Here is a 25,226-nt window from a genome sequence, read left to right on the forward strand (position 1 = left end):
GTGAACCAGATAAAAAAGCGGGATCTGGCAGAATCGGTGGTTGCACGGCTGATTATCTCCACCATTTCTGCGCTGATCGTAGCAGTAAACCTCAACAGCTTCGTTCAGGCGGGAGATCTGTTCCCGGGAGGCTTTACCGGACTGACCCGCCTGATTATGCGATGTGCCTGGGAGTTTGCGGGAGTAGAGCTTCCCTTTGGCCCCATTAACATCGCCATCAATGCTTTGCCTGCCCTCTTCTGCCTGAAGTACGTGGGCAAGCGCTTCACCCTTTGGTCCTGCTTTGTCATCGTACTTACCAGTATTTTTACTGACTTGGTACCCTCTTTCCCCATTACGGAGGATCCTTTGCTGGTGGCGGTGTTCGGTGGACTCATTAACGGTGTGTCCATTGGTATTTGCCTCTATGTCCGCATCACCAGCGGCGGCACCGACTTCATTGCTATTCCCTTGATGGAGCGGTGGAACGTGAGTACCTGGAACTACATCCTGGCGGGCAATGTGGTGATGCTGCTGATCGCAGGCGCCCTGTTCGGCTGGGAATCGGCCTTGTACTCGATTATTTTCCAGTTTGCCTCGACCCAGGTCGTACGAGTTATGGACCCGGACAGCACACAGGTTACGGTGCTCATTGTCACCGGACGGGAAAGCGCTGGCGGCGTGTGTGCCCAGATTCAGGAATTGCACCATACTGCAACCTTGGTTGAGGGTGTGGGACTTTACAACGGCGAGCGCTGTGTTCTGATTTACACAGTGGTCTATGTGGGTGAGGTTCGGAAAATGACCCGTATGGTCCATCAGGCGGATCCCAAGGCATTTATCAATGTCTTGCGTACCGAGCGCCTGGCGGGAAACTTCTACCGCAGGCCCAGAGATTAAATACAAAAAATGGAGCGGCATATGCCGCTCCATTTTTTATGCGCAGTGTGAAAATCAGCCTTTCCCGGACTTCCCGTTTTCCCGCAGCAGAACCTGGTCGCTGGTCTGATACTCTCGGGCATAGCGTCCGGGGGAGGTGCCGGTGAGATGACCAAAGGTGCGGATAAAGTGGGAGTTGTCGGAGAAGCCGGACATCTCGCCGGCCTGCTGGACGCTTACACCTTCCTTAAGAAGCTGACGGGCCCGCAGAACCCGGCTGTAGATAATGTACTCCATTACGGAGAAGCCGGTGGCCGATTTGAAGATGCGGCACAGATAGTGCTTGCTGATATAGAACTGGTTGGCGATCTGGTCCAGGGTCAAAGGCTCGGAGAGATTATTGCGGATATAGTCCAGAATAGGAGCGACCCGGAGGAAATCCTTGTTGCGCACTGCGTCGCCGGCGGTGGCAGAGGTGAGAATCGGGGCGGCCCGCAGCAGCAGATTCAAAAGTGCAATGGTCTGGTGGATATCGCTGCCGAAGCTGCCGTCGTTTTTGTTGCGCTCCAGAGCCTGGAAGAGCTCGATGATCTCAATCATCTGCTCGCTGGTCATGGCAGCGCGAAGAAAGCTGTCCCGGGTCAGCTGCATAAAGTCGGTCTGGGGGGTAGACAGGTCGGAGAGAGTCTTGCGGCTGACGTGAAGCACATAGCGGGCATGAAAGCCGGTGGCAATGGTGCGGTGGAGGGTATTTTCACCAATTAAATATAAAGTGCCGCGGCGCAGGGGATAGACCTGGTCGCTGACAAAAATATTGCCCGGGCTGGTGAGGGGCAGAAAAAGTTCATAGTAGTCATGGAAATGGAGCCGGCTCATGCTCCAGGTTTCATTGTGGTTGAGCTGAAGATGGAAGTCAACATTGGTCATATAAGGGCCTCCCGCTGGAAGAACTGTACAATTCAAGCAAAAACAAAGGGCAGAGACTTGCCCGTTTTTGTTGGTTGTGTTATGATAGCATTATAGCACGGGAAGCGAATATATGCAAACTTTTCGCCAAGTTCTCCAAAGACCTTTTGCACATCTTGTGATAGACTAGCACAAGATGAACCAAAGCGTGTAATTTTGGAAATCACACGAAGTCAGGGAATAAAAACCGTACATCAAAAAATTGTGTAATGGGGGTTTTCATTATGAACAAAGTCTACACCTTGCACGACGCGGTTGCGAAATTCGTCGAGAGCGGAGATTGCATCTCCTTCGGCGGCTTTACCACCAACCGTAAGCCCTATGCCGCGGTGGCCGAGATCCTGCGTCAGGGCCAGAAGGACTTCACCGTCTGGGCCGGTCCTGCCGGCGGCGACTGGGATATGCTGATCGGTGAGGGCCGTGTCAAGGCTTACATCAACTGCTATACCGCTAACTCCGGCTACACCAACGTTTCCCGCCGCTTCCGTGCTGCCATCGAGAAGGGCCAGCTGACCTACGAGGACTACTCTCAGGACGTGCTGATGCTTCAGTTGCATGCCGCTTCTCTGGGCCTGCCCTTCCTGCCCGTGCGTCTGATGCAGGGTTCCGGTCTGATGAAGTACTGGGGCATCAGCGAGGAGCAGCGCAAGACCCTGGACAAGGTGGACGACCTGAAGTGCGTTGAGGTGGAGAACCCCTTCAACCCCGGTGAGAAGGTTGTTGCTGTTCCCGTGCCAAAGCTGGACACCGCTATCATCCACGTGCAGAAGGCTTCTCCCGATGGCACCTGCATCATCGAGGGCGACGAGTTCCACGATGTGGACATCGCTGTTGCCGCCCGTAAGGTCATCGTCACCTGCGAGGATCTGGTCAGCGACGAGTACATCCGCCGCGATCCTACCCTGACCCGCATCTTCGGTCAGTGCGTGGACGCTGTTGTCCACTGCCCCTACGGCGCTTGGCCCTCTCAGTGCTACAACTACTACGACAACGACTCCCACGCTCTGAAGGAGTACGACAAGGCCTCCAAGTATCAGGACGCCGAGGATGCCAAGGCTCAGCTGGCTAAGGCCGCTGCCAAGGCTGAGAAGGCTGCCGCTGCCAAGCCCGACGACGCCAAGCTGGCCGAGGCTGCTGCCAAGGCTAAGAAGGCTGCTGAGGATGCTGAGGCCGGCGTGGCCATCCCCGAGACCTTCAAGGACTATCTGGATAAGTGGGTCTACAGCGTCAAGGATAACGACGAGCTGCTGGACAAGGTGGGCGGTTCCCGTCTGCTGCGCCTGAAGAACGAGCCCCACCTGGGTTATTCCACCAGACACTAAGAAGTAGGGAGGTATATTGTCATGTCTGATTATACTAAGTACACTAAGCAGGAGATGCAGGCTTACGCCATTGCTAAGAACATTAAGGAGAATCAGATCGTCATCGTGGGCACCGGCCTTCCTCTGATCGGCGCCTCCCTGGCCAAGCGGGCTGTCTGCCCCTCCTGTCATCCCATCGTAGAGAGCGGCCTGATGGACTGCTCCCCCGTGGAAGTGCCCCGCTCCGTGGGTGACAACCGCTTCATGGCTCACTGTGCTGTGCAGTGGCCCAACATCCGCTTCATCGGCTTTGAGGCCAATGAGTGGCTGCACGATGCCGACCGTCTGGTGGCCTTCATCGGCGGCGCCCAGATCGATCCCTACGGCAACGTGAACTCCACCTGCATCTACGGCAAGGGCGACTATGTCAAGCCCCAGACCCGTTTCACCGGTTCCGGCGGCGCCAACGGCATTGCCACCTACTGCAACACCATCATTATGATGCAGCACCAGAAGCGCCGCTTCATGGAGAAGATCGACTACATCACCTCCTGCGGCTGGATGGACGGCCCTGGCGGCCGTGAGCGCGCTGGCCTGCCCGGCAACCGTGGTCCCCAGATGGTTGTTACCGACCTGGGCATCATGAAGTTCGACGAGGAGACCAAGCGGATGTACCTGGCTTACTACTATCCGTTCTCCAGCCCCGAGATGGTTCAGGAGAACACCGGTTTCGAGATCGACGTGTCCCGCGCTGAGCTGATGGAGGGTCCCAGCCCCGACATCATCAAGCTGATCCGCGAGGAGATCGACCCCGGCCAGGCCTTCATCAAGGTCCCCAAGGAGTAAGAGAGTAAGACGCGGATGAAACACAAAGGTGGGATCCTCTGGATCGTTTTGCTGCTGATCGGATTGATCTTAGTGGGTATTTGGCTTGAGCCAGTGCCTGTATGCCTGTTTTAAGGTGCGGCAGCCATCTGTATGTGTGACATCAACGACCAAATATTTAAAGGAGGAGTTTACATTGGGTAACTATTCCATGCCTCGTTATTTCCAGAATATGCCCACCGTGGGCAAGGCCGTCCGTCCCAACCCCGAGAACGTGGCTGAGCTGAAGGCCGTCGAGGAGGACATCCACGCTAAGATCGTGGCTGCCCTGGCTGCTGGTAAGAAGGACGAGGATATGAACGCCAAGGGCCAGATGACCGCCATGCAGCGTGTCTCCATGCTGGTGGATCCCGGCACCTGGTGCCCCCTGAACAGCCTGTATAACCCCGAGGACAACAAGAACGGTTCTACCTCTATCATCAAGGGTCTGGGCCGCGTCAACGGCAAGTGGTGCGTGGTTATCGCTTCCGATAACAAGAAGCACGCCGGTACCTGGGTTCCCGGCCAGGCTGATAACCTGCTGCGCGGCAGCGACACTGCCAAGCGTCTGCGTATCCCCCTGGTGTACCTGCTGAACTGCGCCGGCGTTGAGCTGGACCAGCAGGAGAAGGTGTACCCCAACCGTCGCGGCGGCGGCACCCCCTTCTATCGTAACTCTGAGCTCAACCAGATGGGCATTCCCGTCATCGTCGGCATCTACGGTACCAACCCCGCCGGCGGCGGCTATCACTCCATCAGCCCCACCATCCTGATCGCCCATGAGAAGGCCAACATGGCCGTGGGCGGCGCCGGCATCGTGGGCGGCATGAACCCCAAGGGCTTCGTGGACATGGAGGCCGCTCTGGCTCAGATCGAGGCCACCAAGGGCCTGCGCGCGGATCCTCCCGGAACCGTGGCCATCCACTACGGCGAGACCGGCTTCTTCCGTGAGGTTTACTCCGGTGAGGACGGCGTGATCGCCGGCATCAAGAAGTATCTGGACATGCTGCCCTCCTACGATCTGGAGTTCTTCCGCGTGGACACTCCCCAGTCTCCCGCTGCTTCCGACGTAGAGCTGTATGACCTGGTGCTCAACAACAAGAAGCGTCCCTACGACATGTACTCTGTCATCGCCCGTCTGTTCGACGGCAGCCAGTTCATGGAGTATAAGAAGGGCTATGGTCCCGAGATGATCACCGGCCTGGCTAAGGTGGACGGCCTTCTGGTGGGCGTGGTTGCCAACCAGCAGGGCGTGTTCCCCAACTACCCCGAGTATAAGCAGGGCGCCATGGGCGTGGGCGGCAAGCTGTACCGCCAGGGCCTGATCAAGATGAACGAGTTCGTCACCCTGTGTGCCCGTGACCGTCTGCCCATGATCTGGATCCAGGATACCACCGGTATCGACGTCGGCAACGACGCTGAGAAGGCTGAGCTGCTGGGTCTGGGCCAGAGCCTGATCTACTCCATCCAGAGCAGCAAGCTGCCCATGATGGAGATTACTCTGCGCCGCGGCACCGCCGCCGCCCACTACGTGCTGGGTGGTCCTCAGGGCAACGACAACAACGCCTTCTCTCTGGGCACCGCTGCCACCGAGATCAACGTCATGAACGGCGAGACCGCTGCCAACGCCATGTACACTGGCCGTCTGGCCAAGGATCAGAAGGCTGGCAAGGATCTGCAGCCCACCATCGACAAGATGAATGCCCTGATCAACGACTACAACGAGAAGTCCAAGCCCTTCTACTGTGCCAAGGCCGGCCTGGTGGACGAGATCGTGGATATGCCCATGATGCGTAACTACATCGTGGCTTTCACCGATTCCTGCTACCAGAACCCCGAGAGCATCTGCCCCTTCCATCAGATGCTGCTGCCCCGCACCATCCGGGACTTCGAGACCTTCAAGAAGTAAGACCGGCCCAACGTGACCGGCGTATGCGCCGGGACCCCAAATGGGGTCCCGGCACCATATCCAATCCCCGTATAGTGGGGAAACCATATTTTTGACGGAGCGAGTTTGATGGATAACATTTACACTCTTGGTATCGATATTGGTTCTACTGCCTCCAAGTGCGTGATGCTGCGCGATGGCAAAGAGATCGTCAGCAAGTCCCTGATTTCGGTCGGCGCCGGAACCAGCGGCCCTCAGCGGGCAATTGCTGAGGTGCTGGAGAGCGCGGGTATGACCCGGGATCAGATGGCCTATGTGCTGGCTACCGGGTATGGCCGTAATTCTCTGGAGGGGATCGCCGACCACCAGATGAGCGAGCTGAGCTGTCACGCCAAGGGAGCAAGCTTCTTGTTCCCCGACGTGCACACCGTCATCGACATCGGCGGCCAGGACGTCAAGGTCCTGCAGGTGGAAAACGGCGTGATGACCAACTTTGTCATGAACGACAAGTGCGCTGCCGGCACCGGCCGGTTCCTGGACGTCATGGCCCGGGTGCTGGAGGTAAAGGTAGAGGAGCTGGGTGATCTGGCGGCCAAATCCACCAAGGATGTGGCCATCAGCTCCACCTGTACCGTATTTGCGGAAAGTGAGGTCATCAGCCAGCTGGCGATGGACACCGACAAGTGTGACATCATCAATGGCATCCACCACTCCGTGGCCGCCCGTGTGGCTGGCCTGGCACACCGTGTGGGCGTGCGGGAGAAGGTGGTCATGACCGGTGGTGTGGCTCAGAACTCCGGGGTGGTCAAGGCCCTGGAGGAGGAACTGGGACACGAAATCCACACCTCCCCCCTGACCCAGTACAATGGTGCTCTGGGGGCGGCGCTGTTTGCTTATCAGCGGTACCTGAAGGAGCAAAAGGACTGATCCTTTTGCCGACAAACAATAATATGGACGATTTTTAAGTGAGGAGGACACAACAATGGCTAAAGAAGTGAGCCCCGGCGTCAAGGCCCTGCGCAAGGTCGTCGAGGATGTGTATGCTGATGCCCGCAAGGCCCATGCCGAGGGCAAGTTGGTTGGTTGGTCCAGCTCCAAGTTCCCCTGCGAGCTGGCTGAGGCCTTTGATCTGAACGTGATGTACCCCGAGAACCAGGCCGCTGGTATCGCCGCCAACCGTGACGGTGAGATCATGTGTAAGGCTGCCGAGGAGCTGGGCTACGACAACGACATCTGCGGTTATGCCCGTATCAGCCTGGCTTATGCTGCCGGCAAGCGTGCGTCCCGGAAGTTTGACCCCGAGACCCTGGAGTATATCATCGATCCCAAGAGCGGCAAGCCTCTGAAGGACGAGAACGGCAACGTGGTCATCGACCCCGAGACCGGCAAGCCCAAGAAGGATCCCAAGACCATGCAGCCCTACACCGTGCTGGATGACATCTATGAGATCGAGGCTCTGCCCGAGACCACCGAGAAGGAGATCGCCTACAAGAACTTCCGCCGTGAGGCCATCAAGCCTTATCGTCAGATGCGTATGCCCCAGCCCGACTTCGTGCTGTGCTGCAACAACATCTGTAACTGCATGACCAAGTGGTATGAGAACATCGCCCGTATGTGCAACATCCCCCTGATCATGATCGACATCCCCTACAACAACACTGTGGACGTCCACGACACCAACGTGGCTTATGTCCGTGCTCAGTTCGACGCTGCCATCCATCAGCTGGAGCAGATCACCGGCAAGAAGTTCGACGAGAAGAAGTTCGAGCACGCCTGTGAGAACGCCAACCGCACCGCTAAGGCCTGGCTGCGCGTGTGTGACTACCTGCAGTACAAGCCCGCCCCCTACAGCGGCTTCGATCTGTTCAACCACATGGCTGACGTGGTTACTGCCCGCGGCAAGGTGGCTGCTGCTGAGGCTTTCGAGCTGCTGGAGAAGGACCTGGCCGAGGCTGTCAAGGAAGGCAAGAGCACCACTCCCTTCCCCGAGAAGTTCCGCGTCATGTTCGAGGGTATTCCCTGCTGGCCCAAGCTGCCTAACCTGTTCAAGCCTCTGAAGGCCAACGGCGTTAACGTGACTGCCGTCGTGTACGCCCCCGCTTTCGGCTTCGTGTACAACAACATGGATGAGATGGCCCGTGCTTACTACAAGGCCCCCAACTCCGTGTGTATCGAGCAGGGCGTTGAGTGGCGTGAGGGCATCTGCCGGGACAACAAGGTGGACGGCGTGCTGGTCCACTACAACCGTTCCTGCAAGCCTTGGTCTGGCTACATGGCCGAGATGCAGCGCCGCTTTACCAAGGATTTGGGTGTTCCCTGCGCCGGCTTCGACGGCGACCAGGCCGATCCCCGGAACTTTAACGAGGCCCAGTATGAGACCCGTGTCCAGGGCCTGGTAGAGGCCATGGAGGCCAATCAAGCGAAGAAGGAGGCTGAGGCGAAATGAGCACCGAAGTTTTGCTGAACGAGTTTAAGGAATGTTCTGAACACCCCTATCAGGTAATCTCCGCCTATAAGCAGGAGGGTAAGAAGGTCATCGGCGTGCTGCCCTACTTTGCTCCCGTGGAGCTGGTCGTGGCCGCTGGTATGGTGCCCATGGGTATCTGGGGCAGCAACAAGAAGACCATCGCCCAGGCCAAGGAGTACTGCGCTACCTTCTACTGCACCATCGCTCAGCTGGCTCTGGAGATGCTGCTGGACGGCACCCTGGATCAGCTGGACGGCATCATCACCCCCACCATCTGCGACACCCTGCGTCCCATGAGCCAGAACTTCCGCGTGGCCATGGAGGGCAAGCTGCCCTGCATCTTCCTGGCTCACCCCCAGAACCGTAAGCCCGCTTTCGGCCTGCAGTTCACCGTGGACCAGTACATGCACGTAAAGAGCGAGCTGGAGAAGATCTCCGGCAACACCATCACCGACGAGGCTCTCCGTGATGCCATCAAGGTTATGAACCGCAGCCGCAAGGCCCGCCGTGAGTTCGTCAAGCTGGCCGGTCAGCACCCCGAGGCGATCTCCGCTGTGGAGCGTTCCGCTGTGCTCCGCTCCGCTTGGTTCATGGAGCCCGCCGTCCACGCTCAGAAGCTGGAAGAGCTGAATGAGGAGCTCTCCAAGCTGCCCGCCTCCAACTGGAAGGGCCGCAAGGTTGTTACCTCCGGCATCATCTGCGACAACCCCAAGCTGCTGCAGATCTTCGACGACAACAACATTGCTATCGCCGCCGACGACGTGGCCCAGGAGACCCGTGCCTTCCGTGTGGACGCCAGCGAAGAGGGCGATCCCATGATGGCTCTGGCTCAGCAGTTCGCTGATCAGGATTATGACGTGCTCCTGTACGATGAGTGCTCCAACAAGAACCGCCGCGCCGACTATGTGGTGCAGATGGTGAAGGAGTCCGGCGCTCAGGGTCTGGTGCTGTTCATGCAGCAGTTCTGCGACCCCGAGGAGATGGAGTATCCCTACCTGAAGAAGGCTCTGGACGACGCCGGTATCCCCCACATCAAGCTGGGCGTGGACCAGCAGATGCGGGACTTCGGCCAGGCCAGCACCGCCATCCAGGCTTTCGCCGACGTGCTGTAAGTTTTCCGTTAAAGTACCGGGAATTTCTTGACAGAAATCCTGCAAAAATGTTACAATGGTTGTAATTTCGGTCCTTCGCCCGTTCTGCGGGCGGGCGAAGGACCGACCGTTTGACTTTCCAGACTGCAAAATTGGCTGGAAAGCCAACCCATTCCATTTAGAAAAGGGGAAAACAAACTATGAACTACAATGTTACCGTGAACGGCAAGGTTTACAGTGTAACGGTGGAGAAGACCGGCGCCGCCGCTCCCGCGGCCGCTGCTCCTGTCATGGCTGCCCCTGTGGCCGCCCCCGTTGCTGCTCCTGCCCCTGCCGCTGCCCCCGCGCCCGCTGCTGTTCCCGCCCCCGCCGCTGCTCCCGCTCCTGCTGCTGCCCCCGCCGCTGTGGCTGCCGGTGAGACTGCCGTCAACAGCCCCATGCCCGGCAACATCTTCAAGGTGGAGTGCAAGGTTGGCCAGGCTGTGAAGGCTGGCGACGTGCTGGTGGTGCTGGAGGCCATGAAGATGGAGATCGAGGTCTCCGCTCCCGTGGACGGCACTGTTAAGGCTGTTTCTGCTGTGGTTGGCACTGCTGTCAACACCGACGATCTGCTGGTCACCCTGGGTTAATGGGGGGTCTGATCTATGCCTGATATTAACAAAGCAATTCTGGACCCGTTTACCCCGCTGAGCGTGCCCGAGGCTCTGATGGTCGCTGTCTGTGGTATCGTGGTGGTGTTCATGATGCTGGCCATTCTGGCTCTGGTCATCATTATCATCTCCAAGATCGTCAGCTCCATTGAGGGCAAGGCGGCTCCTGCCGCTCCTGCCAAGAAGGCCGCTCCCGCTCCTGCTCCCAAGCCGGCAGCTCCCGCTGCTCCCGCGGTGGATGAGGGTGAGATGGTGGCTGTGATGATGGCTGCCATTGCCGAGGAGTCTGGCATGAGCCCCAACTCCTTCCGTATTACCAATGTCACCGCGGCTCCTGCTGCGGCTCCCGTGGCTGCGGCTCCTGCCGCCGCCCCTGCCCCTGCTGCTGCTCCTGCTCCCGCGGCTGCGCCCGCTCCCGCTCCTGCTGCGGCTCCCGCTGCTGCCCCTGTGGCTGCTGGTGAGACCGCTGTCAACAGCCCCATGCCCGGCAACATCTTCAAGGTGGAGTGCCAGGTTGGTCAGGCTGTAAAGGCCGGTGACGTGCTGGTGGTGCTGGAGGCCATGAAGATGGAGATCGAGGTCTCCGCTCCCGTGGACGGCACCGTCAAGTCTGTGTCCGCTGTGGTGGGCACCGCAGTCAACACCGATGACCTGCTGGTCACGATCGGTTGAAAGGAGGGTGAAGTATGGGTTTCTTTGGAGAAGTTTTAAGTGCAATTTTTGGAGGCTCCGGCTTCGCCGCTCTGCCTAATGACTGGCGCCAGGTCATCATGATCGCCATTGCCTGTCTGCTGCTGTACATGGGCATTGGCAAGAAGTTTGAGCCCCTGCTGCTGGTTCCTATCGCGTTTGGTATGTTGCTGGCCAACCTGCCTCTGACCGGTCTGCTCAATGAGCCCTCCGGCAGCAGCGTTGGTTTCATGTGGGTGCTCTATCAGGGCGTCAACTACGCCATCTATCCGTCCATCATCTTCATGGGCATCGGTGCGATGACTGACTTTGGTCCCCTGCTGGCTAACCCCATGTCCCTGCTGCTGGGCGCTGCCGCTCAGCTGGGCATTTTCACCGCCTTCCTGCTGGCCCTGGTTCTGGGCCCCGTCACCGGCGGTCTGATTTCCTTTATGCCTGCTCAGGCTGCCGCTATCGGCGTTATCGGCGGCGCTGACGGCCCCACTGCTATTCTGACATCTTCTAAGCTGGCTGCGGATCTGTTGCCTGCTATCGCCATTGCGGCGTACTCCTACATGGCTCTGATCCCCATGATCCAGCCTCCCATCATGAAGCTGCTCACCACCAAGGAGATGCGTAAGGTCAAGATGACCCAGCTGCGCACCGTCTCCAAGACTGAGAAGATCATCTTCCCCGTGGCCGTGACCATCTTCGTGATCCTGCTGGTGCCCGATACCGCTCCTCTGATTGGTATGCTGATGCTGGGCAACCTGTTCCGTGAGTGTGGCGTGTGTGAGCGTCTGTCTGACACCGCTCAGAACGCCCTGATGAACATTGTCACCATTCCTCTGGGCCTGTCCGTGGGCTGCAAGGCTGTGTATGACAAGTTCCTGACCTTCCAGACCGTGTCCATCATCGTGCTGGGCCTGCTGGCCTTCCTGCTGTCCACCTCTGGCGGTGTGCTGCTGGGCGATCTGATGTACATCCTGACCAAGGGTAAGGTCAACCCCCTCATCGGCTCCGCCGGTGTGTCTGCTGTTCCCATGGCCGCCCGTGTCTCTCAGACCGTGGGCCAGAAGGAGAACCCCTCCAACTTCCTGCTCATGCACGCCATGGGCCCCAACGTGGCCGGTGTTATCGGCTCCGCTGTGGCTGCCGGCTTCATGATCAAGGTGTTTGGCGGCTAATCTCAATTCGTTCAGCGGTAAAATCCGCGGCGCAGTCTTGCGCCGCGGATTTTTTCGCTTACAGTTTGAAAGGGAGATGTTATGGAGCCCTACTACTATCAGCGCCTGAGCAAGCCTATGCAGGAGGCCTACCATGCAATCAAACGGGGGGTAGAAAGTCTGAGCCCAGCCTTCCCGGTACCTCGGCTGGAGATGGAACAGCTAAGTGAGGTGCTGTTTTATCTGCGCCTGGATTGTCCGGAGATTTTCTACATCACCAACTTTTCGTGTCGGGTCCATCCGGACGCCTTGCGGGTAGAGTTCTGTCCCGAGTATCTCTTTGACAAGGGGCGCATCCGGGAACACCAGAAGGCGCTGCGCGCCCGGGTGGAGCGACTTGCCCGGCCTGCCCAGGCATTTACCGAGTGGGAGAAGGAACGGTATATCCACGATTTCATCTGTACTCAGGTGCGCTACGATAAATTGAAAAAGCCTTACTCCCATGAAATCATTGGACCTCTGGGACAGGGAGTGGGAGTATGCGAGGGCATTGCGAAATCAGTGAAGGCCCTTTGCGATCAACTGGGACTTTGGTGTATTGTGGTTATTTCGGAGAATGCACCGGAGAAGGGAATCAAATACCGCCATGCCTGGAATGTGGTTCGTATCGGCGGGCGGTACTATCATCTGGATGCCACCTTTGATAACTCTGTAGGTACTCCGGAACTTATCCGCTACGACTACTTTAATCTGGAGGATCGGCGGATCTTCCGGGACCACGAGCCGCTCATCACACCGGCTCCTGCTTGTTCAGAGGGCGACGGATTCTATTACCGGATGAAAAAAATCTCCTTTACCAAGCTGGAAGAGGTGGAGCGCCGGGGGGAACAGGCTGCCCGGAAGAAGAAGGAGCTGGTATTCCACTGGAGAGGCGGTTATCTTACCCGGGCAGTGTTGAAGGATATCCTTCAATGCCTGGAGCGGGCAGGAGCGAGCCGGGATATGCACCCCAGAGTGCGGCTCAACTGGCCTCAGGCAGTGCTCCAGGTGGCCTATACGCCGGAATGCCCTGCGCATATGCTGGATGCCCAGCAGGCCAACGAAGGAGAGGAGCTGGAGGCACCTCTGCCCCAGGAGGAAACTGCCGGGGACACATTGCAATAACACGACTTTTTTGATATAATTATAATCTATTTTTATGCCCTTTCTATCTGACTAGCGAAAGCGACCTGCATGGGCAAAACGAGGTGGAAGCATTGTACTTAAAGGCATTGGAGATCCAGGGCTTCAAGTCGTTCCCAGATAAGACGGTGCTGACCTTTGGGTCGGACATTACCGCCATTGTCGGACCCAACGGATCGGGAAAATCCAATATTTCCGACGCCATCCGCTGGGTTATGGGAGAGCAGTCCACCCGCGTGCTCCGAGGCGGCAAGATGGAAGACGTGATCTTCGGCGGTACAGCCAAGCGCAAGCAGACCGGCTACGCCGAGGTCTCTCTGGTCCTGGACAACACCAATCATATCTTCGATATGGATGAGAGCGAGGTAATGGTCACCCGCCGCTACTACCGTTCCGGAGAGAGCGAGTACTATATCAACCGCCGCTCGGTGCGCCTGAAGGATGTCAACGAGCTGTTCATGGACACTGGCCTTGGCCGGGAGGGTTACTCCATCATTGGCCAGGGCCGCATCGATGAGATCCTCTCGGTGAAGTCTGCCGACCGCCGGGAAATCTTTGAGGAGGCGGCAGGTATCTCCCGCTTCCGCCACCGCAAGGAAGAGGCAGAGCGGAAGCTGGAGCGCACCGATGAAAATCTGGTGCGGATCAACGACAAGATCTCCGAGCTGGAACTGCAGGTGGAACCCCTGCGGGCTCAGAGCGAGACAGCAAAGAAATATCTGATTTTCCGGGATGAGCTGCGGGGCCTGGAGATCTCCGTGTGGCTGGATACCCTGGAGCGCATCCGGGTTAGCACCATCAAGCTGGAGACCGACTATAAAGAGGCGGTGCGCCAGAAGGAGGCGGCGGAGCGGGCGGTTGAGGCCAGCTTTGGCCGGGCGGAGCAGCTGTCCATGCAGATGCGGGACAAGGAGGTCCAGGCGGATGAGCTGCGCTTTGCCATTCAGGGCCGAGATGCCACCATCCGGGAACTGGAGTCGGCGATTGCCGTACTGAAAAGCAATATCCAGCATAATTTAGAGAGTACCGCCCGCATCCGGGAGGAGTTGGAGCAGCGTGAGGGGCGTCAGGACAGCCTGGACAGCCAGATCGCGGACCGGCGCGCCCGGCTGGAGGAGGTCCAGGCCCAGCTGGAGGAAACCCGGCGCAGTGTGGAAGAGAAAAACCGGCAGGCGCAGCAAGCTCTGCTGTCTGCAGGTACTTTGGCCAAGGAGCTGGAGGAACTGCGGGGCCGGGAGGCACTGAAGACCGCCGATGCCAACCAGGCAAAGACCCTGTTGTCCGCATTGGCTGCCGCGGCCCAGGAGGTGTTGGACCGGGATGAAGCGGTGCGCCAGGAGCTGCGCAGTCTGGAACAGCGGTTGGAAGCCGCCCGGACTGACGCCGCCGCTGCCGACCGCAAGGAGCGGGATGCCCGGGAAGAGCGGGACGGAGTGAAAAATGTGATCTCCGGCTATGCTCTGCGCCTGGACAGCCGAAAGAAGAAAGCGGAGCGGGCCAAGGACCGCCATGTAAAATTGCAGATGGAGGAGAATGCCCTCGCCTCCCGGATCAAGATGCTCTCTGAAATGGAGAAAATGCACGAGGGCTATTCCAAGGCCATTAAGCTGGTGCTGGGCGAGGCCCAGCGGGGCACGCTGCGCAATATCCACGGACCGGTGGCCGGGCTCATCCACGTACCCGACCAGTACACCGTAGCCATTGAGACCGCCCTGGGCGGAGCTATGCAGAACCTGGTGGTGGAGCGGGAGGAAGACGGTAAGGCGGTCATCCAGTACTTAAAGCGGCGGGACGGCGGCCGGGCCACCATCCTGCCTCTGAGCTCCATCCGACCCTCAGATCTGCGGGAAGCGGGAAGCCTCAGCCGGGAGCCCGGTTTCGTGGGCATTGCCGATCAGCTGGTGGAGTTTGCGCCCCAATACCGCAATGTCTTTTCCAACCTGCTGGGACGGGTCGTCGTGATGGAGCATTTGGATGCCGCCATCGCTGTGGCACGGAAGTACGGATACCGCTTCCGCATCGTCACCCTGGACGGGCAGGTTTTGAACCCCGGCGGCTCTATGACCGGCGGCAGCGCCAGCCGCAGCGCCGGTATTCTCAGCCGGGCCAACGAGCTGGAGCGGCTCACCGCGCAGCGCCAGGGGTTGGAGGATAGCTTGGCCCAGGCAGCCCGGGAGCTGGAGGAGGCGAACCGGGAAGCGGCAGCCGCCGCCTATGAGATGGAGACCGCTCAGGCCCAGCTGCGTGAATGGGAGGACGCTATCCTGAAGGCCCAGGGCGAGCAGGCTTTGTGCCGCAGCATCGTCAGCGACCTGGAGCGGCAGCAGAGCGGCCAGAAGGAAGAACTGGAACAGCTGAAGAAGCGCTCTGCGGAGATCGAGACCGACACCCAAAGCGCCCGGGACCGGATCCATGAACTGGAGGGCGCCGCTGCCGCCCTGAAAAGTGAAGCGGAGGGCAAGGCCCAGGGCCAGAATGATCTTCAGGAGCGCTCGCTGAAAATTACTCAGGAGCTGGCAGCTCTCAACGCCAGTCTGGCCGCCCTGGAGGCAGAACGGGAAACCGGGAAGCATACCTTGGAGGAACTGGAGGCTCTGCGCCGGGATCTGGCCGGAGACCAGGACCAGAGCCGGGCTCTCATTGGTGACTATGAGGAGAAAAATGAGGCCTTTGCCCAGGAGATCGGGGAGAAGGAGACTCGGCTGCAGCAGCTTCGCCTGGAGAACGAGGAGCAGAACCAGGCCATCGCCCAGCTCAATCAGGAAAAGATGGAGCTGGAGGGTGAGCGTGTGAAAGCCACTCGGGAAGGCCAGGAGAAGAACAAGGAACTGCTGACCATCGGCGGGGAAGTCTCCCGTCTGGAGCAGAAAAAGATGGCCTCGTCTATGGACGAGAAGCAGATTTTGGACAAGCTGTGGGAAACCTATGAACTGTCCCACGAGGCGGCCAAGCTGCAGCGGGTGGAAATCGATTCGGTGCCTAAGGCCAGCCGCCGCATTGGAGAGCTGAAAAAGAGCATCTCCGCTCTGGGCAATGTAAATGTGGGAGCCATTGAGGAATTTGAGCGAGTCAATGAGCGGTATACCTACCTCACTGACCAGCGGGACGATGTGGAGAAGGCCAAGAAGGAACTGGAGGATGTGATCGCTCAGATCACCGGGGAGATGAAGACCATTTTTGCCCAGGAGTTTGACAGTATCAACCGCTCCTTCGGCGAGACCTTTGCAGAGCTCTTTGGAGGCGGAAAAGCCACGCTGGAGCTGGAAGACCCCAACGATATCCTCAACTGCGGCATCGAGATCAAGGTGCAGCCCCCCGGTAAGGCGCTGAAGATCATCTCTCTACTGTCCGGCGGCGAGAAAGCCTTTGTTGCCATTGCCCTATACTTTGCTATTTTGAAGGTGCGGCCCACTCCGTTCGTTGTGATGGACGAGATCGAGGCGGCCCTGGACGACAACAACGTGGTGCGCTTTGCCCACTACATGCGTGCCATGACCGATCACACCCAGTTTATCGTGATCACCCACCGCCGCGGCACAATGGAAGAAGCCGATGTGCTCTACGGTGTCACCATGCAGGAGCAGGGTATCAGCCGAATGCTGACCATCAACCTGAATGATGTAGAGAAGGAACTGAATATCCGATAGGCACGGACCCTGCGAATGCGTGGGGCCCCGCCTGAGCCCAGCGCAGCGGGTCGGGCGGGGAGAGGACGAGCAGCGGAGAGAGCGAGCTTTGCCCGGAAGGGCAAAGCGAGGAATTCGCAGCTTGTGAGGACGAAGGAACGGGACATCCGCTAGGAGGAACACGTGAAAGAGCAGAAAAAAGGAAAATGGAGCATCATTGGAATGATCGCACTGGTCGTGGTGCTTTTCATCGGCGTGAAAATCGCCTTTGCGGCACTGGACCTGGCCATTGGGCAGAACCAACCGGACGTGATCCGGCAGCCTTTGAGTACGGAAAGCGGCGGCGACAGCCAGTGGATGCTGCTGACCAAGGATGACAAAAACGAAGAGGTGACCCAGTGGCTGGAGAAAGCGGACCGGGGTGACCAAGCCTACTGGCTGGAGCGGCAGGAGGCGGGGGAGTATGTGCTCTTCCTGCCTATGCAGGACCGGATGCTGGATGCAGACGATATTACTGTGACGGAAGAAAAACAGGAAGACGGCAGCGCTGCGCTGGTACTGCGCATCCGCACCTCCGAGGACAGTGAGGATGCGGAATCTGGCCAGCTGCTGATTTTCCAGGACTTTCGTTCCTCCTGGAACGGAGAGAACGTTCGGGTCGTATTGGATGGCCGGGAGCTGGAGGTACAAAAGTGTATTGCCATCGGCGGTGAACTCTACTGGAGCGGGGAGGATTGAGTCATGCGGGAGGACCTCAGCTGTCTGCGCTGTGGGGAAAAAATGCAGCTGATCAGGCGAGAATTTATCCAACTGGGCAAGGCCGGTATCACATAGTTAAAGATATTGGTATCATTCAATCAATTTTGCCGATAAAGCGGTAGAAGATTTCTACCTCCTGTTCCCGGCTTCCGTCCTCACCTTTGACCGCTTCATGGACAACGATTTTTTCAATCAGCATATTCAAAAGTTCGGCGGTCAGTTCTGTTGGATTGACGCACTCTTTCATCAAGGCAATCCATTTTTCTGCGTCTACGGCGTTCTGGCTTTCAGTGGCGATAGCGGATTGAAGCTGTTCAATCTTTTCGTCCAGTTCAGCCTGTTCGCTTTGGTACTTCCCGGACAGCATAGAGAAGTTGTATTCCGTGATACGCCCCGCCGCCCAGTCCTCATACATCCGGGCAAACAAAGTATCGACTTCGGCTTTTCGCTTCTCTGCCTTTTTCAGTTCTGCGGCCTGCTTCTTTCTTGCGGCAGCCTGTCCCTTATCAGTGGCATTTAACAGCTGCTTCAAGAGCCGTTCTTCATCATGCTGTACCAGCCCCGACCAGTATTGCAGACGGGAGAGGACATAGGCATAAAGCACATCATAACGGATATAGTGCATGGAGCATTGGCGTGTGCCCTGCCCGTACTTGCTACAATGATAATGGCCGTAAGGCTTGCTGTTCTGCCTGTTCTCCCCATAGGACAGCGACCAGCCGCAATCCGCACATTTTACCAATCCGGAAAAAATCTGCGTTGTACCATCCTTGCACTTCCTGCGGCGGTTTGCTATCTGCTCCTGTACCTGCCGGAAAACCTGCTCGCTGATAATCGGCTCCTGCGTGTTCTCCACCCGCACCCATTCACTTTGGGGCTTGCGTACCCTCCGCTTGTTCTTAAAGGAAATGTTCGTTTCCCGGTAATGAATGGTATGGCCGATATAGGTTTCGTCTTTCATAATGCTCTTGACCTGGGCTATCGTCCATGCGTAGCTTTTTTCCTCCGGCGCACCCGCATAGATGTTTGCAAAAGTCCCGTCACGCTGGAAGTTGATAAATCCCGGTGTGGGAACCTTTTCCGCAATCAGTATTCTTGTGATACTGGCCGCCCCTCTGCCATGAATAGCAAGGTCAAAAATCTTCTCCACTATCCAGCGGGTTTCCTCGTCGATTATCAGCTTGTTTTTGATTTCCGGGTGTTTCCTGTACCCGATGGGAGCATAGGCGCCGATACGCTGTCCTGTGGCAAACTTTGCTTTGAAAGCGGCCTTTACCTTGCGGCTTGTATCTTTCGCAAACCATTCATTGAACAGGTTTTTGAACGGGACAAAATCGGAAAGCCCTTTCTCTGTGTCCTCATTCTCCGCAACGGCGATGTAGCGAACCCGTTTCTCCGGGAACAGAAATTCCAGATAGTAGTCCATCATCACATGTTCCCGCCCGAAACGGGACAGGTCTTTCGTGACAATGCAGTTTACTTTTCCGGCTTCCATATCGTCCATCATGCGCTGAAAATCCGGCCGTTCAAAGTTCGTCCCCGACCAGCCATCGTCCACATACTCACCGACTACATGAAGCCCCTGTTCCTTTGCGTACTGTTGCAGGATTGTCCGCTGTGTTTCAATGCTTACGCTGTCACCATAGTTTTCATCGTCCCGGCTCAATCTCATATAAAGCGCCGTGTTGTAAATCGTAGTATTGTAAGGTTGTTTCACCGTTAAAAATCCTCCTTCTAAAGAAACAACCCACGCTTACAATACTTTTGCTCTATGGCAATTATATCATAAGCGTGGGCGTGTTATCAATGATGGGCTATCAGGTTGAAGCGGCTTTTTCTGCGGTATGCCGCACCACATCTACAATCAGATCACCGAGGGGCTTCCCGCCTGCGGCGAAGTGTTCGGAGATTTTTATACGGTTGTTCCCACATACAAAATACTGCGTGCCGTTCTCTGCTTGTATGACCTGCCCTGTCCGGGGTGTGAAAATATCGCTTTCGCTTTTTGCCATCCAGTGTCCTCCATATTCAGTTTTCAAGGTACAATGCCGCACAAAGGCGGCGAAAATTTCTGCTTATATCTATCACCTTTCCTTTACCGTGTGCCGCTGCTGCCGTTTCAGTTCCGCCAGTATATCCGGCGGGATACGGTCAACCAGCCGCTGTAAATTGTCCAGTTCGCTTTTCAGCTTTGCCCGTTCCATCGTATCTTTCATCTTTCCTTTTTCGCTGGCCTTTGCCCTTGCTTCCAGCTTCTCATTCTCCGCCAACAGGTCATTGATTGTGACCTTGTACTTTTTCAGTTGCCCGGAGAAGTTCTCCATCTGCGGGAACCACTTTTTCAGCATGGAGAGGGCTTCCTCTTTTTTCTTTCCGGCGTTCAGCGGGTTAATGCCGTCAAGGGCGGCTTCAATGGCTCTTGCCTGCCGGGAGAGGGAAACCGCCTGTTTGAAAATCCGGGTGGGGATATGCTTCCGGCCTGTCTTGCTGGCACTTTCCCCACGCTCCAAGTCGGGATATTTCTCCACCATATAGGCGTGAAAATCGTCCTGCCACTTCGTCAGGTTTGCCCGGTTGCCGATAATCTCCTTAGCGCACAGGCGGTTGTCCTTTGTCAGCGGAACAAAGGTCAAATGCAGGTGGGGCGTTTTCTCGTCCATGTGTACCACCGCCGACACGATATTTTCCCGTCCTACCCGGCCAATGAGGAAATCTGCCGCCCTTTGGAAGAACGCCTGTATCTCTTTTGGGGATTTCCCCTTGAAGAACTCCGGGCTGGCGGTTATCAGCGTATCGACAAACCGTGTGCTGTCTTTCCTCGTCCGGCATCCAGCCTGCTCGATACGGCTCTGAATGAAGTGGTAATAGCGTCCCTCCGGCTTGACGATATGGAAGTTGTATTTACTCCGGCTTGTGTCAATGTCGGGGTTGCTGGCGTATTGTTCTTTCTGTCTTTCGTGATGGGCTTCCAGCGGCCTTGCCGGGTTGCCCTTGTGCTTCTCAAACCGCAAAATTGCGTGTTGTGCCATTCTGCTCCTTTCCCCATTCCTTTCCTATCCGGGGTTTTCCACAGGGAAAATCCCGCCGGAATTATCTCTGATACGATAGGAATGGAATGGATATAAATAAATCATTTTAATCTTTGTATTTCTATATACCGTCCGGTTTTCGTACTTCAAGAGGGGCGGTTTCCGTACTTCATGGGTACGGTTTTCAGTCCTCCGGCGTACCAGAACGGGATTTCTTGAAGTCAGTGTTTGGAACCGCTTCATAGGATTTTGGGAAAATGCGGTTGGGTTTTCCACAGCCCTGCTTCTGGATTTCCACCAGTCCGGCGTATTGCAGTTCCCGCAGGGTGTTCACCGCTTTCTGCCGCCCACAGTGGAGCAGGTCAACCACCTCGCAGATGGGGTAATACAGGAAAATCCGTCCGCAGTCATCCGCCCACCCATTCTTGCGGGACAACTCTGTCCGGCGCAGGATAAAGGCGTACAGAACCTTTGCCTCGTTGGACAGGGGCTTGAATGTGGGGGCTTCAAAGAGGAAATTCGGGAGCCGGGTGAAGCTGAACGCCTTTTCCGGCTGATGGATATAGATGGTATTTGTCATAGTGCGTTTTGTGGACGGTTAGAAGCCCGTTTTCCGGGGCGGGCGATACTTTATACCACCTGCCCCGGTTTGGGGCTTGCAAAGCCTGATAAATCAAGGCTTTTTTCGCTCCTAACTGTCCACAGCAGACCTCCTTTTCCGTTCACTTTCTGTTTTCTGCCGCCTGTGAACTCTGGCGGCACAGCCGGGGCAGTATTTTGCCCGGTTGGATTTGGGGACGAACACACCGCCGCAGACCACACAGCGTTTCAAGTCCTTATCCCGGAAAATCTCCGCTTCCAGCGTCCCGTCCAGCGGCAAGACCGCCCAGCGGAACCACTTACAGCAGACCGAGAAAGAAACCGTCTGCGGGCAGGTGCAGGTGTCCCCATCGTCAAGGACAATGCAGTTGCCGTCCTCACAGCAACAGCACTCCCGGCGTATCAGGCTGGCCGCCTGTTTCCTCTGTGCCGGTGTCATGCGGTAAAGGGAACCGTCCGGCCTGCGTTCCAGCGGCGGCAAGTCTTTATAGGGGTTATTTCTCATGCGTTCCCTCCATTTTGCTTTCCGTTGCCGTTTTCCCCGAAAGGATTTCCAGCTTTGGCACGCTCCCCGCAGCTTCGGGACATTTTGTCCCGAAGTCCGGTTCCTTGCGGTGCTTCCCCAGCCGGGGTATTCCTTTTCGGACGGTCATTCTGTTTTCAAGGTGCTGTCCATCGATGAACTATCCTAAGTCTACACCTAAATAACCGCCCGTCCCGTATATCCAAGAGGTAGGAAATCCGCCCGGAAAACTCCCTATTTCCACGCTCTCGGAATTGTGGTATAATGGAAGAAAATATGAGGGAGGAGAATTTTTGAACATAATTAGACTGTCAAAGGAGCACATTGAGGAATGTGCAGATTTATTTATTGATGTGTTCACAAAAGCCCCCTGGAATGATACATACAATTCCAAAGGGCAGGTGATAAGTTATTTTCAAAACTACATAAACAATAACTACTTTGTAGGGTATGGCTTAAAAGACCAAAACTGTATGATTGCTATCAGCGTGGGAATGAAGAAACCATGGATTAACGGAATGGAATATTATATCGACCAGTTTTGTGTAAAGACTGACTTGCAAGGGAAAGGGATTGGAAGTTATTTTTTGAAATTGATTGAAAATGAGATACAGACAGAAAAAATTATGGAAGAAGTTTTAATTGATGATAATATGGTTTTTGATATTGATAATTTAAAAGGATTTCTTAATGATACCAGTTCATTTGGGTTTATAGCTAAAGAAAATAATAAAATTATAGGATTTGCATATTGCTATACACTTTTAAGACCTGATGGAAAAACAATGTTTTATTTACACTCAATAGGAATGTTACCTAACTATCAAGACAAAGGTTATGGTTCAAAATTATTATCTTTTATTAAGGAATATTCTAAAGAGATTGGTTGTTCTGAAATGTTTTTAATAACTGATAAAGGTAATCCTAGAGCTTGCCATGTATATGAAAAATTAGGTGGTAAAAATGATTATAAAGATGAAATAGTATATGTATATGATTATGAAAAAGGTGATAAATAAATGAATATAGTTGAAAATGAAATATGTATAAGAACTTTAATAGATGATGATTTTCCTTTGATGTTAAAATGGTTAACTGATGAAAGAGTATTAGAATTTTATGGTGGTAGAGATAAAAAATATACATTAGAATCATTAAAAAAACATTATACAGAGCCTTGGGAAGATGAAGTTTTTAGAGTAATTATTGAATATAACAATGTTCCTATTGGATATGGACAAATATATAAAATGTATGATGAGTTATATACTGATTATCATTATCCAAAAACTGATGAGATAGTCTATGGTATGGATCAATTTATAGGAGAGCCAAATTATTGGAGTAAAGGAATTGGTACAAGATATATTAAATTGATTTTTGAATTTTTGAAAAAAGAAAGAAATGCTAATGCAGTTATTTTAGACCCTCATAAAAATAATCCAAGAGCAATAAGGGCATACCAAAAATCTGGTTTTAGAATTATTGAAGATTTGCCAGAACATGAATTACACGAGGGCAAAAAAGAAGATTGTTATTTAATGGAATATAGATATGATGATAATGCCACAAATGTTAAGGCAATGAAATATTTAATTGAGCATTACTTTGATAATTTCAAAGTAGATAGTATTGAAATAATCGGTAGTGGTTATGATAGTGTGGCATATTTAGTTAATAATGAATACATTTTTAAAACAAAATTTAGTACTAATAAGAAAAAAGGTTATGCAAAAGAAAAAGCAATATATAATTTTTTAAATACAAATTTAGAAACTAATGTAAAAATTCCTAATATTGAATATTCGTATATTAGTGATGAATTATCTATACTAGGTTATAAAGAAATTAAAGGAACTTTTTTAACACCAGAAATTTATTCTACTATGTCAGAAGAAGAACAAAATTTGTTAAAACGAGATATTGCCAGTTTTTTAAGACAAATGCACGGTTTAGATTATACAGATATTAGTGAATGTACTATTGATAATAAACAAAATGTATTAGAAGAGTATATATTGTTGCGTGAAACTATTTATAATGATTTAACTGATATAGAAAAAGATTATATAGAAAGTTTTATGGAAAGACTAAATGCAACAACAGTTTTTGAGGGTAAAAAGTGTTTATGCCATAATGATTTTAGTTGTAATCATCTATTGTTAGATGGCAATAATAGATTAACTGGAATAATTGATTTTGGAGATTCTGGAATTATAGATGAATATTGTGATTTTATATACTTACTTGAAGATAGTGAAGAAGAAATAGGAACAAATTTTGGAGAAGATATATTAAGAATGTATGGAAATATAGATATTGAGAAAGCAAAAGAATATCAAGATATAGTTGAAGAATATTATCCTATTGAAACTATTGTTTATGGAATTAAAAATATTAAACAGGAATTTATCGAAAATGGTAGAAAAGAAATTTATAAAAGGACTTATAAAGATTGATTATATAATATATGAAAAGCTATTATAAAAGACATTAGTATTAAATAGTTTAAAAAAATGAAAAATAATAAAGGAAAAAATGAACGCAATCATTTTGAATACTGAACGAGGTTTTCCGGCCGAAAAATTTTATAAGAAAAACGGCTTCCAATCAGTTGATGAACTTATTACTCTCACAAAATAAATATCGGCCGCTTAAGCGGATGAGGAGGAGAGCATGGAACTATCCATACAAGAACGATTGAAAGACCTGCGTGTAGAGCGTGGGCTGACGCTGGAACAGCTTGCGGAGCAGACCCACCTCTCCAAGTCTGCTTTAGGCAGTTATGAGGGGGACAATCTCAAGGACATCAGCCATTATGCCCTTATTGAGTTGGCAAAGTTTTACGAAGTGACCGTTGATTATCTGCTGGGCCGTTCTCAAACAAGAAATCACCCAAACGCCGATCTTGCAGACCTGCATTTGAGTGATGACATGATTGAACTATTAAAAAGCGGGCTGGTGGACAATTCTCTTTTGTGTGAACTGGCGACCCACCCGGATTTTCCCCGGCTCATGGCCGACCTTGAAATCTATGTGAACGGCGTGGCAGGAAAACAGGTGCAGAGCGCAAACGCCATTGTGGACGCTGTGAGTGCAACAATTATGAAACAACACAATCCCGGCTTGACTGACCCGCAGCTGCGACAGCTTATCGCCGCCCATATTGACGACGACAGCTTTTGCCGCTATGTGATACAGCAGGACATAAACAAGATAGCCCTCGACCTGCGGGAAGCCCATAAGGACGATTTTTTCAGTGTCCCAGAGGACAACCCACTGGAAGATTTCTTGCAGACCGCAGAGGAAACCACCAGAGAGGACAGCGACCCGGAGCAGGCGGCTATGATGTTTATCTGCAAGCGGCTCAAACTGAATTACAAGAAGCTGTTCGAGGAAGAAAAGAAATGGCTAAAAAGAATTGCACAAAAGTCTGACTTGCTGAAAAATCCAAAGCCCCAGCGGGGAAGAAAGTAGGAGAACGGAAAATCGAGATTTGGAGTGGTGAACTATGAAACTATTTGATTGGGGTGGGAGAGAATAAAGACATACTTCTTTGATGAACCAGACTATAAAATTTAAGGAGA

22 protein-coding genes are annotated in these 25,226 nt (G+C 53.9%); 16 read left to right on the top strand and 6 right to left on the bottom strand.

Going from position 1 to position 25,226, the window contains the following annotated elements; genetic code table 11:
* Window positions 1–879 carry a YitT family protein gene (locus tag ACEVJL_RS11655; RefSeq protein WP_008982786.1) on the top strand — a complete coding sequence of 293 codons (879 nt, stop codon included), beginning with the start codon at window positions 1–3 and terminating at the stop codon, window positions 877–879.
* Between the two features lie 54 nt (window positions 880–933).
* Here the strand turns inward: ACEVJL_RS11655 and ACEVJL_RS11660 are convergent, their stop codons facing one another.
* Complete coding sequence (locus ACEVJL_RS11660) at window positions 934–1,785, bottom strand: helix-turn-helix transcriptional regulator (RefSeq protein ID WP_151075424.1); 852 nt, start codon at window positions 1,783–1,785, stop codon at window positions 934–936.
* A gap of 263 nt (window positions 1,786–2,048) precedes the next feature.
* Here ACEVJL_RS11660 and ACEVJL_RS11665 point away from each other — a divergent pair, with 263 nt between their 5' ends.
* The 12 genes from ACEVJL_RS11665 to ACEVJL_RS11720 all read left to right on the top strand — a co-directional run bounded on the left by ACEVJL_RS11665 (window position 2,049) and on the right by ACEVJL_RS11720 (window position 17,466).
* Window positions 2,049–3,146, top strand: a complete 1,098-nt coding sequence (locus ACEVJL_RS11665; RefSeq protein ID WP_008982778.1) for a CoA transferase subunit A — start codon at window positions 2,049–2,051, stop codon at window positions 3,144–3,146.
* Between the two features lie 21 nt (window positions 3,147–3,167).
* Window positions 3,168–3,971, top strand: a complete 804-nt coding sequence (gctB, locus tag ACEVJL_RS11670; protein ID WP_008982777.1) for a glutaconate CoA-transferase subunit B — start codon at window positions 3,168–3,170, stop codon at window positions 3,969–3,971.
* 190 nt (window positions 3,972–4,161) lie between these two features.
* On the top strand, window positions 4,162–5,898 hold the full coding sequence (locus ACEVJL_RS11675; protein WP_374738003.1) for an acyl-CoA carboxylase subunit beta: 1,737 nt from the start codon (window positions 4,162–4,164) through the stop codon (window positions 5,896–5,898).
* A 108-nt stretch (window positions 5,899–6,006) separates the two neighbouring features.
* Complete coding sequence (gene hgdC / locus ACEVJL_RS11680) at window positions 6,007–6,804, top strand: (R)-2-hydroxyglutaryl-CoA dehydratase activase HgdC (protein WP_151075426.1); 798 nt, start codon at window positions 6,007–6,009, stop codon at window positions 6,802–6,804.
* 55 nt (window positions 6,805–6,859) lie between these two features.
* Entirely contained in the window at window positions 6,860–8,323 is a 1,464-nt protein-coding gene (gene hgdA, locus ACEVJL_RS11685; protein WP_008982774.1) for a (R)-2-hydroxyglutaryl-CoA dehydratase subunit alpha, read from the top strand.
* Window positions 8,320–9,456: a (R)-2-hydroxyglutaryl-CoA dehydratase subunit beta gene (gene hgdB / locus ACEVJL_RS11690; RefSeq protein ID WP_325208171.1), complete on the top strand. Its 1,137-nt coding sequence runs from the start codon at window positions 8,320–8,322 to the stop codon at window positions 9,454–9,456. The genes hgdA and hgdB overlap by 4 nt, the downstream gene beginning before the upstream one ends.
* A gap of 179 nt (window positions 9,457–9,635) precedes the next feature.
* The gene (locus ACEVJL_RS11695) at window positions 9,636–10,064 is read left to right on the top strand and encodes a biotin/lipoyl-containing protein (protein WP_374737967.1); all 429 of its coding nucleotides are present in this window, start codon (window positions 9,636–9,638) and stop codon (window positions 10,062–10,064) included.
* Window positions 10,065–10,079: 15 nt separating this feature from the next.
* The gene (locus ACEVJL_RS11700) at window positions 10,080–10,757 is read left to right on the top strand and encodes an OadG family transporter subunit (protein WP_110441286.1); all 678 of its coding nucleotides are present in this window, start codon (window positions 10,080–10,082) and stop codon (window positions 10,755–10,757) included.
* 14 nt (window positions 10,758–10,771) lie between these two features.
* Window positions 10,772–11,941, top strand: coding sequence for a sodium ion-translocating decarboxylase subunit beta (locus tag ACEVJL_RS11705; RefSeq protein ID WP_374737969.1), 1,170 nt, complete (start codon window positions 10,772–10,774; stop codon window positions 11,939–11,941).
* 81 nt (window positions 11,942–12,022) lie between these two features.
* Window positions 12,023–13,084, top strand: coding sequence for a transglutaminase domain-containing protein (locus tag ACEVJL_RS11710; RefSeq protein WP_374737971.1), 1,062 nt, complete (start codon window positions 12,023–12,025; stop codon window positions 13,082–13,084).
* 83 nt (window positions 13,085–13,167) lie between these two features.
* Entirely contained in the window at window positions 13,168–16,749 is a 3,582-nt protein-coding gene (smc, locus tag ACEVJL_RS11715) for a chromosome segregation protein SMC (RefSeq protein WP_374737973.1), read from the top strand.
* A 162-nt stretch (window positions 16,750–16,911) separates the two neighbouring features.
* Window positions 16,912–17,466 carry a hypothetical protein gene (locus tag ACEVJL_RS11720; RefSeq protein WP_325208177.1) on the top strand — a complete coding sequence of 185 codons (555 nt, stop codon included), beginning with the start codon at window positions 16,912–16,914 and terminating at the stop codon, window positions 17,464–17,466.
* Between the two features lie 115 nt (window positions 17,467–17,581).
* Here ACEVJL_RS11720 and ACEVJL_RS11725 read toward each other — a convergent pair whose 3' ends face one another.
* The 5 genes from ACEVJL_RS11725 to ACEVJL_RS11745 form a co-directional block, all read right to left on the bottom strand.
* Window positions 17,582–19,159 carry a recombinase family protein gene (locus ACEVJL_RS11725; RefSeq protein ID WP_071599205.1) on the bottom strand — a complete coding sequence of 526 codons (1,578 nt, stop codon included), beginning with the start codon at window positions 19,157–19,159 and terminating at the stop codon, window positions 17,582–17,584.
* Window positions 19,160–19,304: 145 nt separating this feature from the next.
* Complete coding sequence (locus ACEVJL_RS11730) at window positions 19,305–19,499, bottom strand: hypothetical protein (RefSeq protein WP_002334813.1); 195 nt, start codon at window positions 19,497–19,499, stop codon at window positions 19,305–19,307.
* A gap of 72 nt (window positions 19,500–19,571) precedes the next feature.
* Window positions 19,572–20,516 carry a MobV family relaxase gene (mobV, locus tag ACEVJL_RS11735; protein ID WP_002584983.1) on the bottom strand — a complete coding sequence of 315 codons (945 nt, stop codon included), beginning with the start codon at window positions 20,514–20,516 and terminating at the stop codon, window positions 19,572–19,574.
* Window positions 20,517–20,700: 184 nt separating this feature from the next.
* Window positions 20,701–21,096 (bottom strand): replication initiator protein A, encoded by a 396-nt coding sequence (locus ACEVJL_RS11740; protein WP_002584984.1) that lies wholly within the window; start codon window positions 21,094–21,096, stop codon window positions 20,701–20,703.
* A 111-nt stretch (window positions 21,097–21,207) separates the two neighbouring features.
* Window positions 21,208–21,621 (bottom strand): cysteine-rich VLP domain-containing protein, encoded by a 414-nt coding sequence (locus ACEVJL_RS11745; RefSeq protein WP_002584985.1) that lies wholly within the window; start codon window positions 21,619–21,621, stop codon window positions 21,208–21,210.
* Window positions 21,622–21,932: 311 nt separating this feature from the next.
* On the opposite strand from ACEVJL_RS11745, the gene ACEVJL_RS16835 reads away from it, so the two are divergent.
* The 3 genes from ACEVJL_RS16835 (at window position 21,933) to ACEVJL_RS11760 (ending at window position 25,116) form a co-directional block, all read left to right on the top strand.
* Window positions 21,933–22,658: a GNAT family N-acetyltransferase gene (locus ACEVJL_RS16835; protein ID WP_425475194.1), complete on the top strand. Its 726-nt coding sequence runs from the start codon at window positions 21,933–21,935 to the stop codon at window positions 22,656–22,658.
* Window positions 22,659–24,098 (top strand): bifunctional aminoglycoside N-acetyltransferase AAC(6')-Ie/aminoglycoside O-phosphotransferase APH(2'')-Ia, encoded by a 1,440-nt coding sequence (locus ACEVJL_RS11755; RefSeq protein WP_001028144.1) that lies wholly within the window; start codon window positions 22,659–22,661, stop codon window positions 24,096–24,098.
* Window positions 24,099–24,315: 217 nt separating this feature from the next.
* Window positions 24,316–25,116, top strand: a complete 801-nt coding sequence (locus ACEVJL_RS11760) for a helix-turn-helix domain-containing protein (RefSeq protein ID WP_024739815.1) — start codon at window positions 24,316–24,318, stop codon at window positions 25,114–25,116.
* Window positions 25,117–25,226: the final 110 nt, after the last annotated feature.

This window comes from Flintibacter porci (assembly GCF_041925195.1).
Classification (GTDB): domain Bacteria; phylum Bacillota; class Clostridia; order Oscillospirales; family Oscillospiraceae; genus Lawsonibacter; species Lawsonibacter porci.

What these genes read in the sequence shown, in the direction of transcription:
- ACEVJL_RS11660 (WP_151075424.1), bottom strand. Translation starts at nt 1,785, where the DNA reads ATGACCAATGTTGACTTCCATCTTCAGCTCAACCACAATGAAACCTGG.
- ACEVJL_RS11665 (WP_008982778.1), top strand. Translation starts at nt 2,049, where the DNA reads ATGAACAAAGTCTACACCTTGCACGACGCGGTTGCGAAATTCGTCGAG.
- gctB (WP_008982777.1), top strand. Translation starts at nt 3,168, where the DNA reads ATGTCTGATTATACTAAGTACACTAAGCAGGAGATGCAGGCTTACGCC.
- ACEVJL_RS11675 (WP_374738003.1), top strand. Translation starts at nt 4,162, where the DNA reads ATGCCTCGTTATTTCCAGAATATGCCCACCGTGGGCAAGGCCGTCCGT.
- hgdC (WP_151075426.1), top strand. Translation starts at nt 6,007, where the DNA reads ATGGATAACATTTACACTCTTGGTATCGATATTGGTTCTACTGCCTCC.
- hgdA (WP_008982774.1), top strand. Translation starts at nt 6,860, where the DNA reads ATGGCTAAAGAAGTGAGCCCCGGCGTCAAGGCCCTGCGCAAGGTCGTC.
- hgdB (WP_325208171.1), top strand. Translation starts at nt 8,320, where the DNA reads ATGAGCACCGAAGTTTTGCTGAACGAGTTTAAGGAATGTTCTGAACAC.
- ACEVJL_RS11695 (WP_374737967.1), top strand. Translation starts at nt 9,636, where the DNA reads ATGAACTACAATGTTACCGTGAACGGCAAGGTTTACAGTGTAACGGTG.
- ACEVJL_RS11700 (WP_110441286.1), top strand. Translation starts at nt 10,080, where the DNA reads ATGCCTGATATTAACAAAGCAATTCTGGACCCGTTTACCCCGCTGAGC.
- ACEVJL_RS11705 (WP_374737969.1), top strand. Translation starts at nt 10,772, where the DNA reads ATGGGTTTCTTTGGAGAAGTTTTAAGTGCAATTTTTGGAGGCTCCGGC.
- ACEVJL_RS11710 (WP_374737971.1), top strand. Translation starts at nt 12,023, where the DNA reads ATGGAGCCCTACTACTATCAGCGCCTGAGCAAGCCTATGCAGGAGGCC.
- ACEVJL_RS11725 (WP_071599205.1), bottom strand. Translation starts at nt 19,159, where the DNA reads ATGAGATTGAGCCGGGACGATGAAAACTATGGTGACAGCGTAAGCATT.
- ACEVJL_RS11730 (WP_002334813.1), bottom strand. Translation starts at nt 19,499, where the DNA reads ATGGCAAAAAGCGAAAGCGATATTTTCACACCCCGGACAGGGCAGGTC.
- mobV (WP_002584983.1), bottom strand. Translation starts at nt 20,516, where the DNA reads ATGGCACAACACGCAATTTTGCGGTTTGAGAAGCACAAGGGCAACCCG.
- ACEVJL_RS11740 (WP_002584984.1), bottom strand. Translation starts at nt 21,096, where the DNA reads ATGACAAATACCATCTATATCCATCAGCCGGAAAAGGCGTTCAGCTTC.
- ACEVJL_RS11745 (WP_002584985.1), bottom strand. Translation starts at nt 21,621, where the DNA reads ATGAGAAATAACCCCTATAAAGACTTGCCGCCGCTGGAACGCAGGCCG.
- ACEVJL_RS11755 (WP_001028144.1), top strand. Translation starts at nt 22,659, where the DNA reads ATGAATATAGTTGAAAATGAAATATGTATAAGAACTTTAATAGATGAT.
- ACEVJL_RS11760 (WP_024739815.1), top strand. Translation starts at nt 24,316, where the DNA reads ATGGAACTATCCATACAAGAACGATTGAAAGACCTGCGTGTAGAGCGT.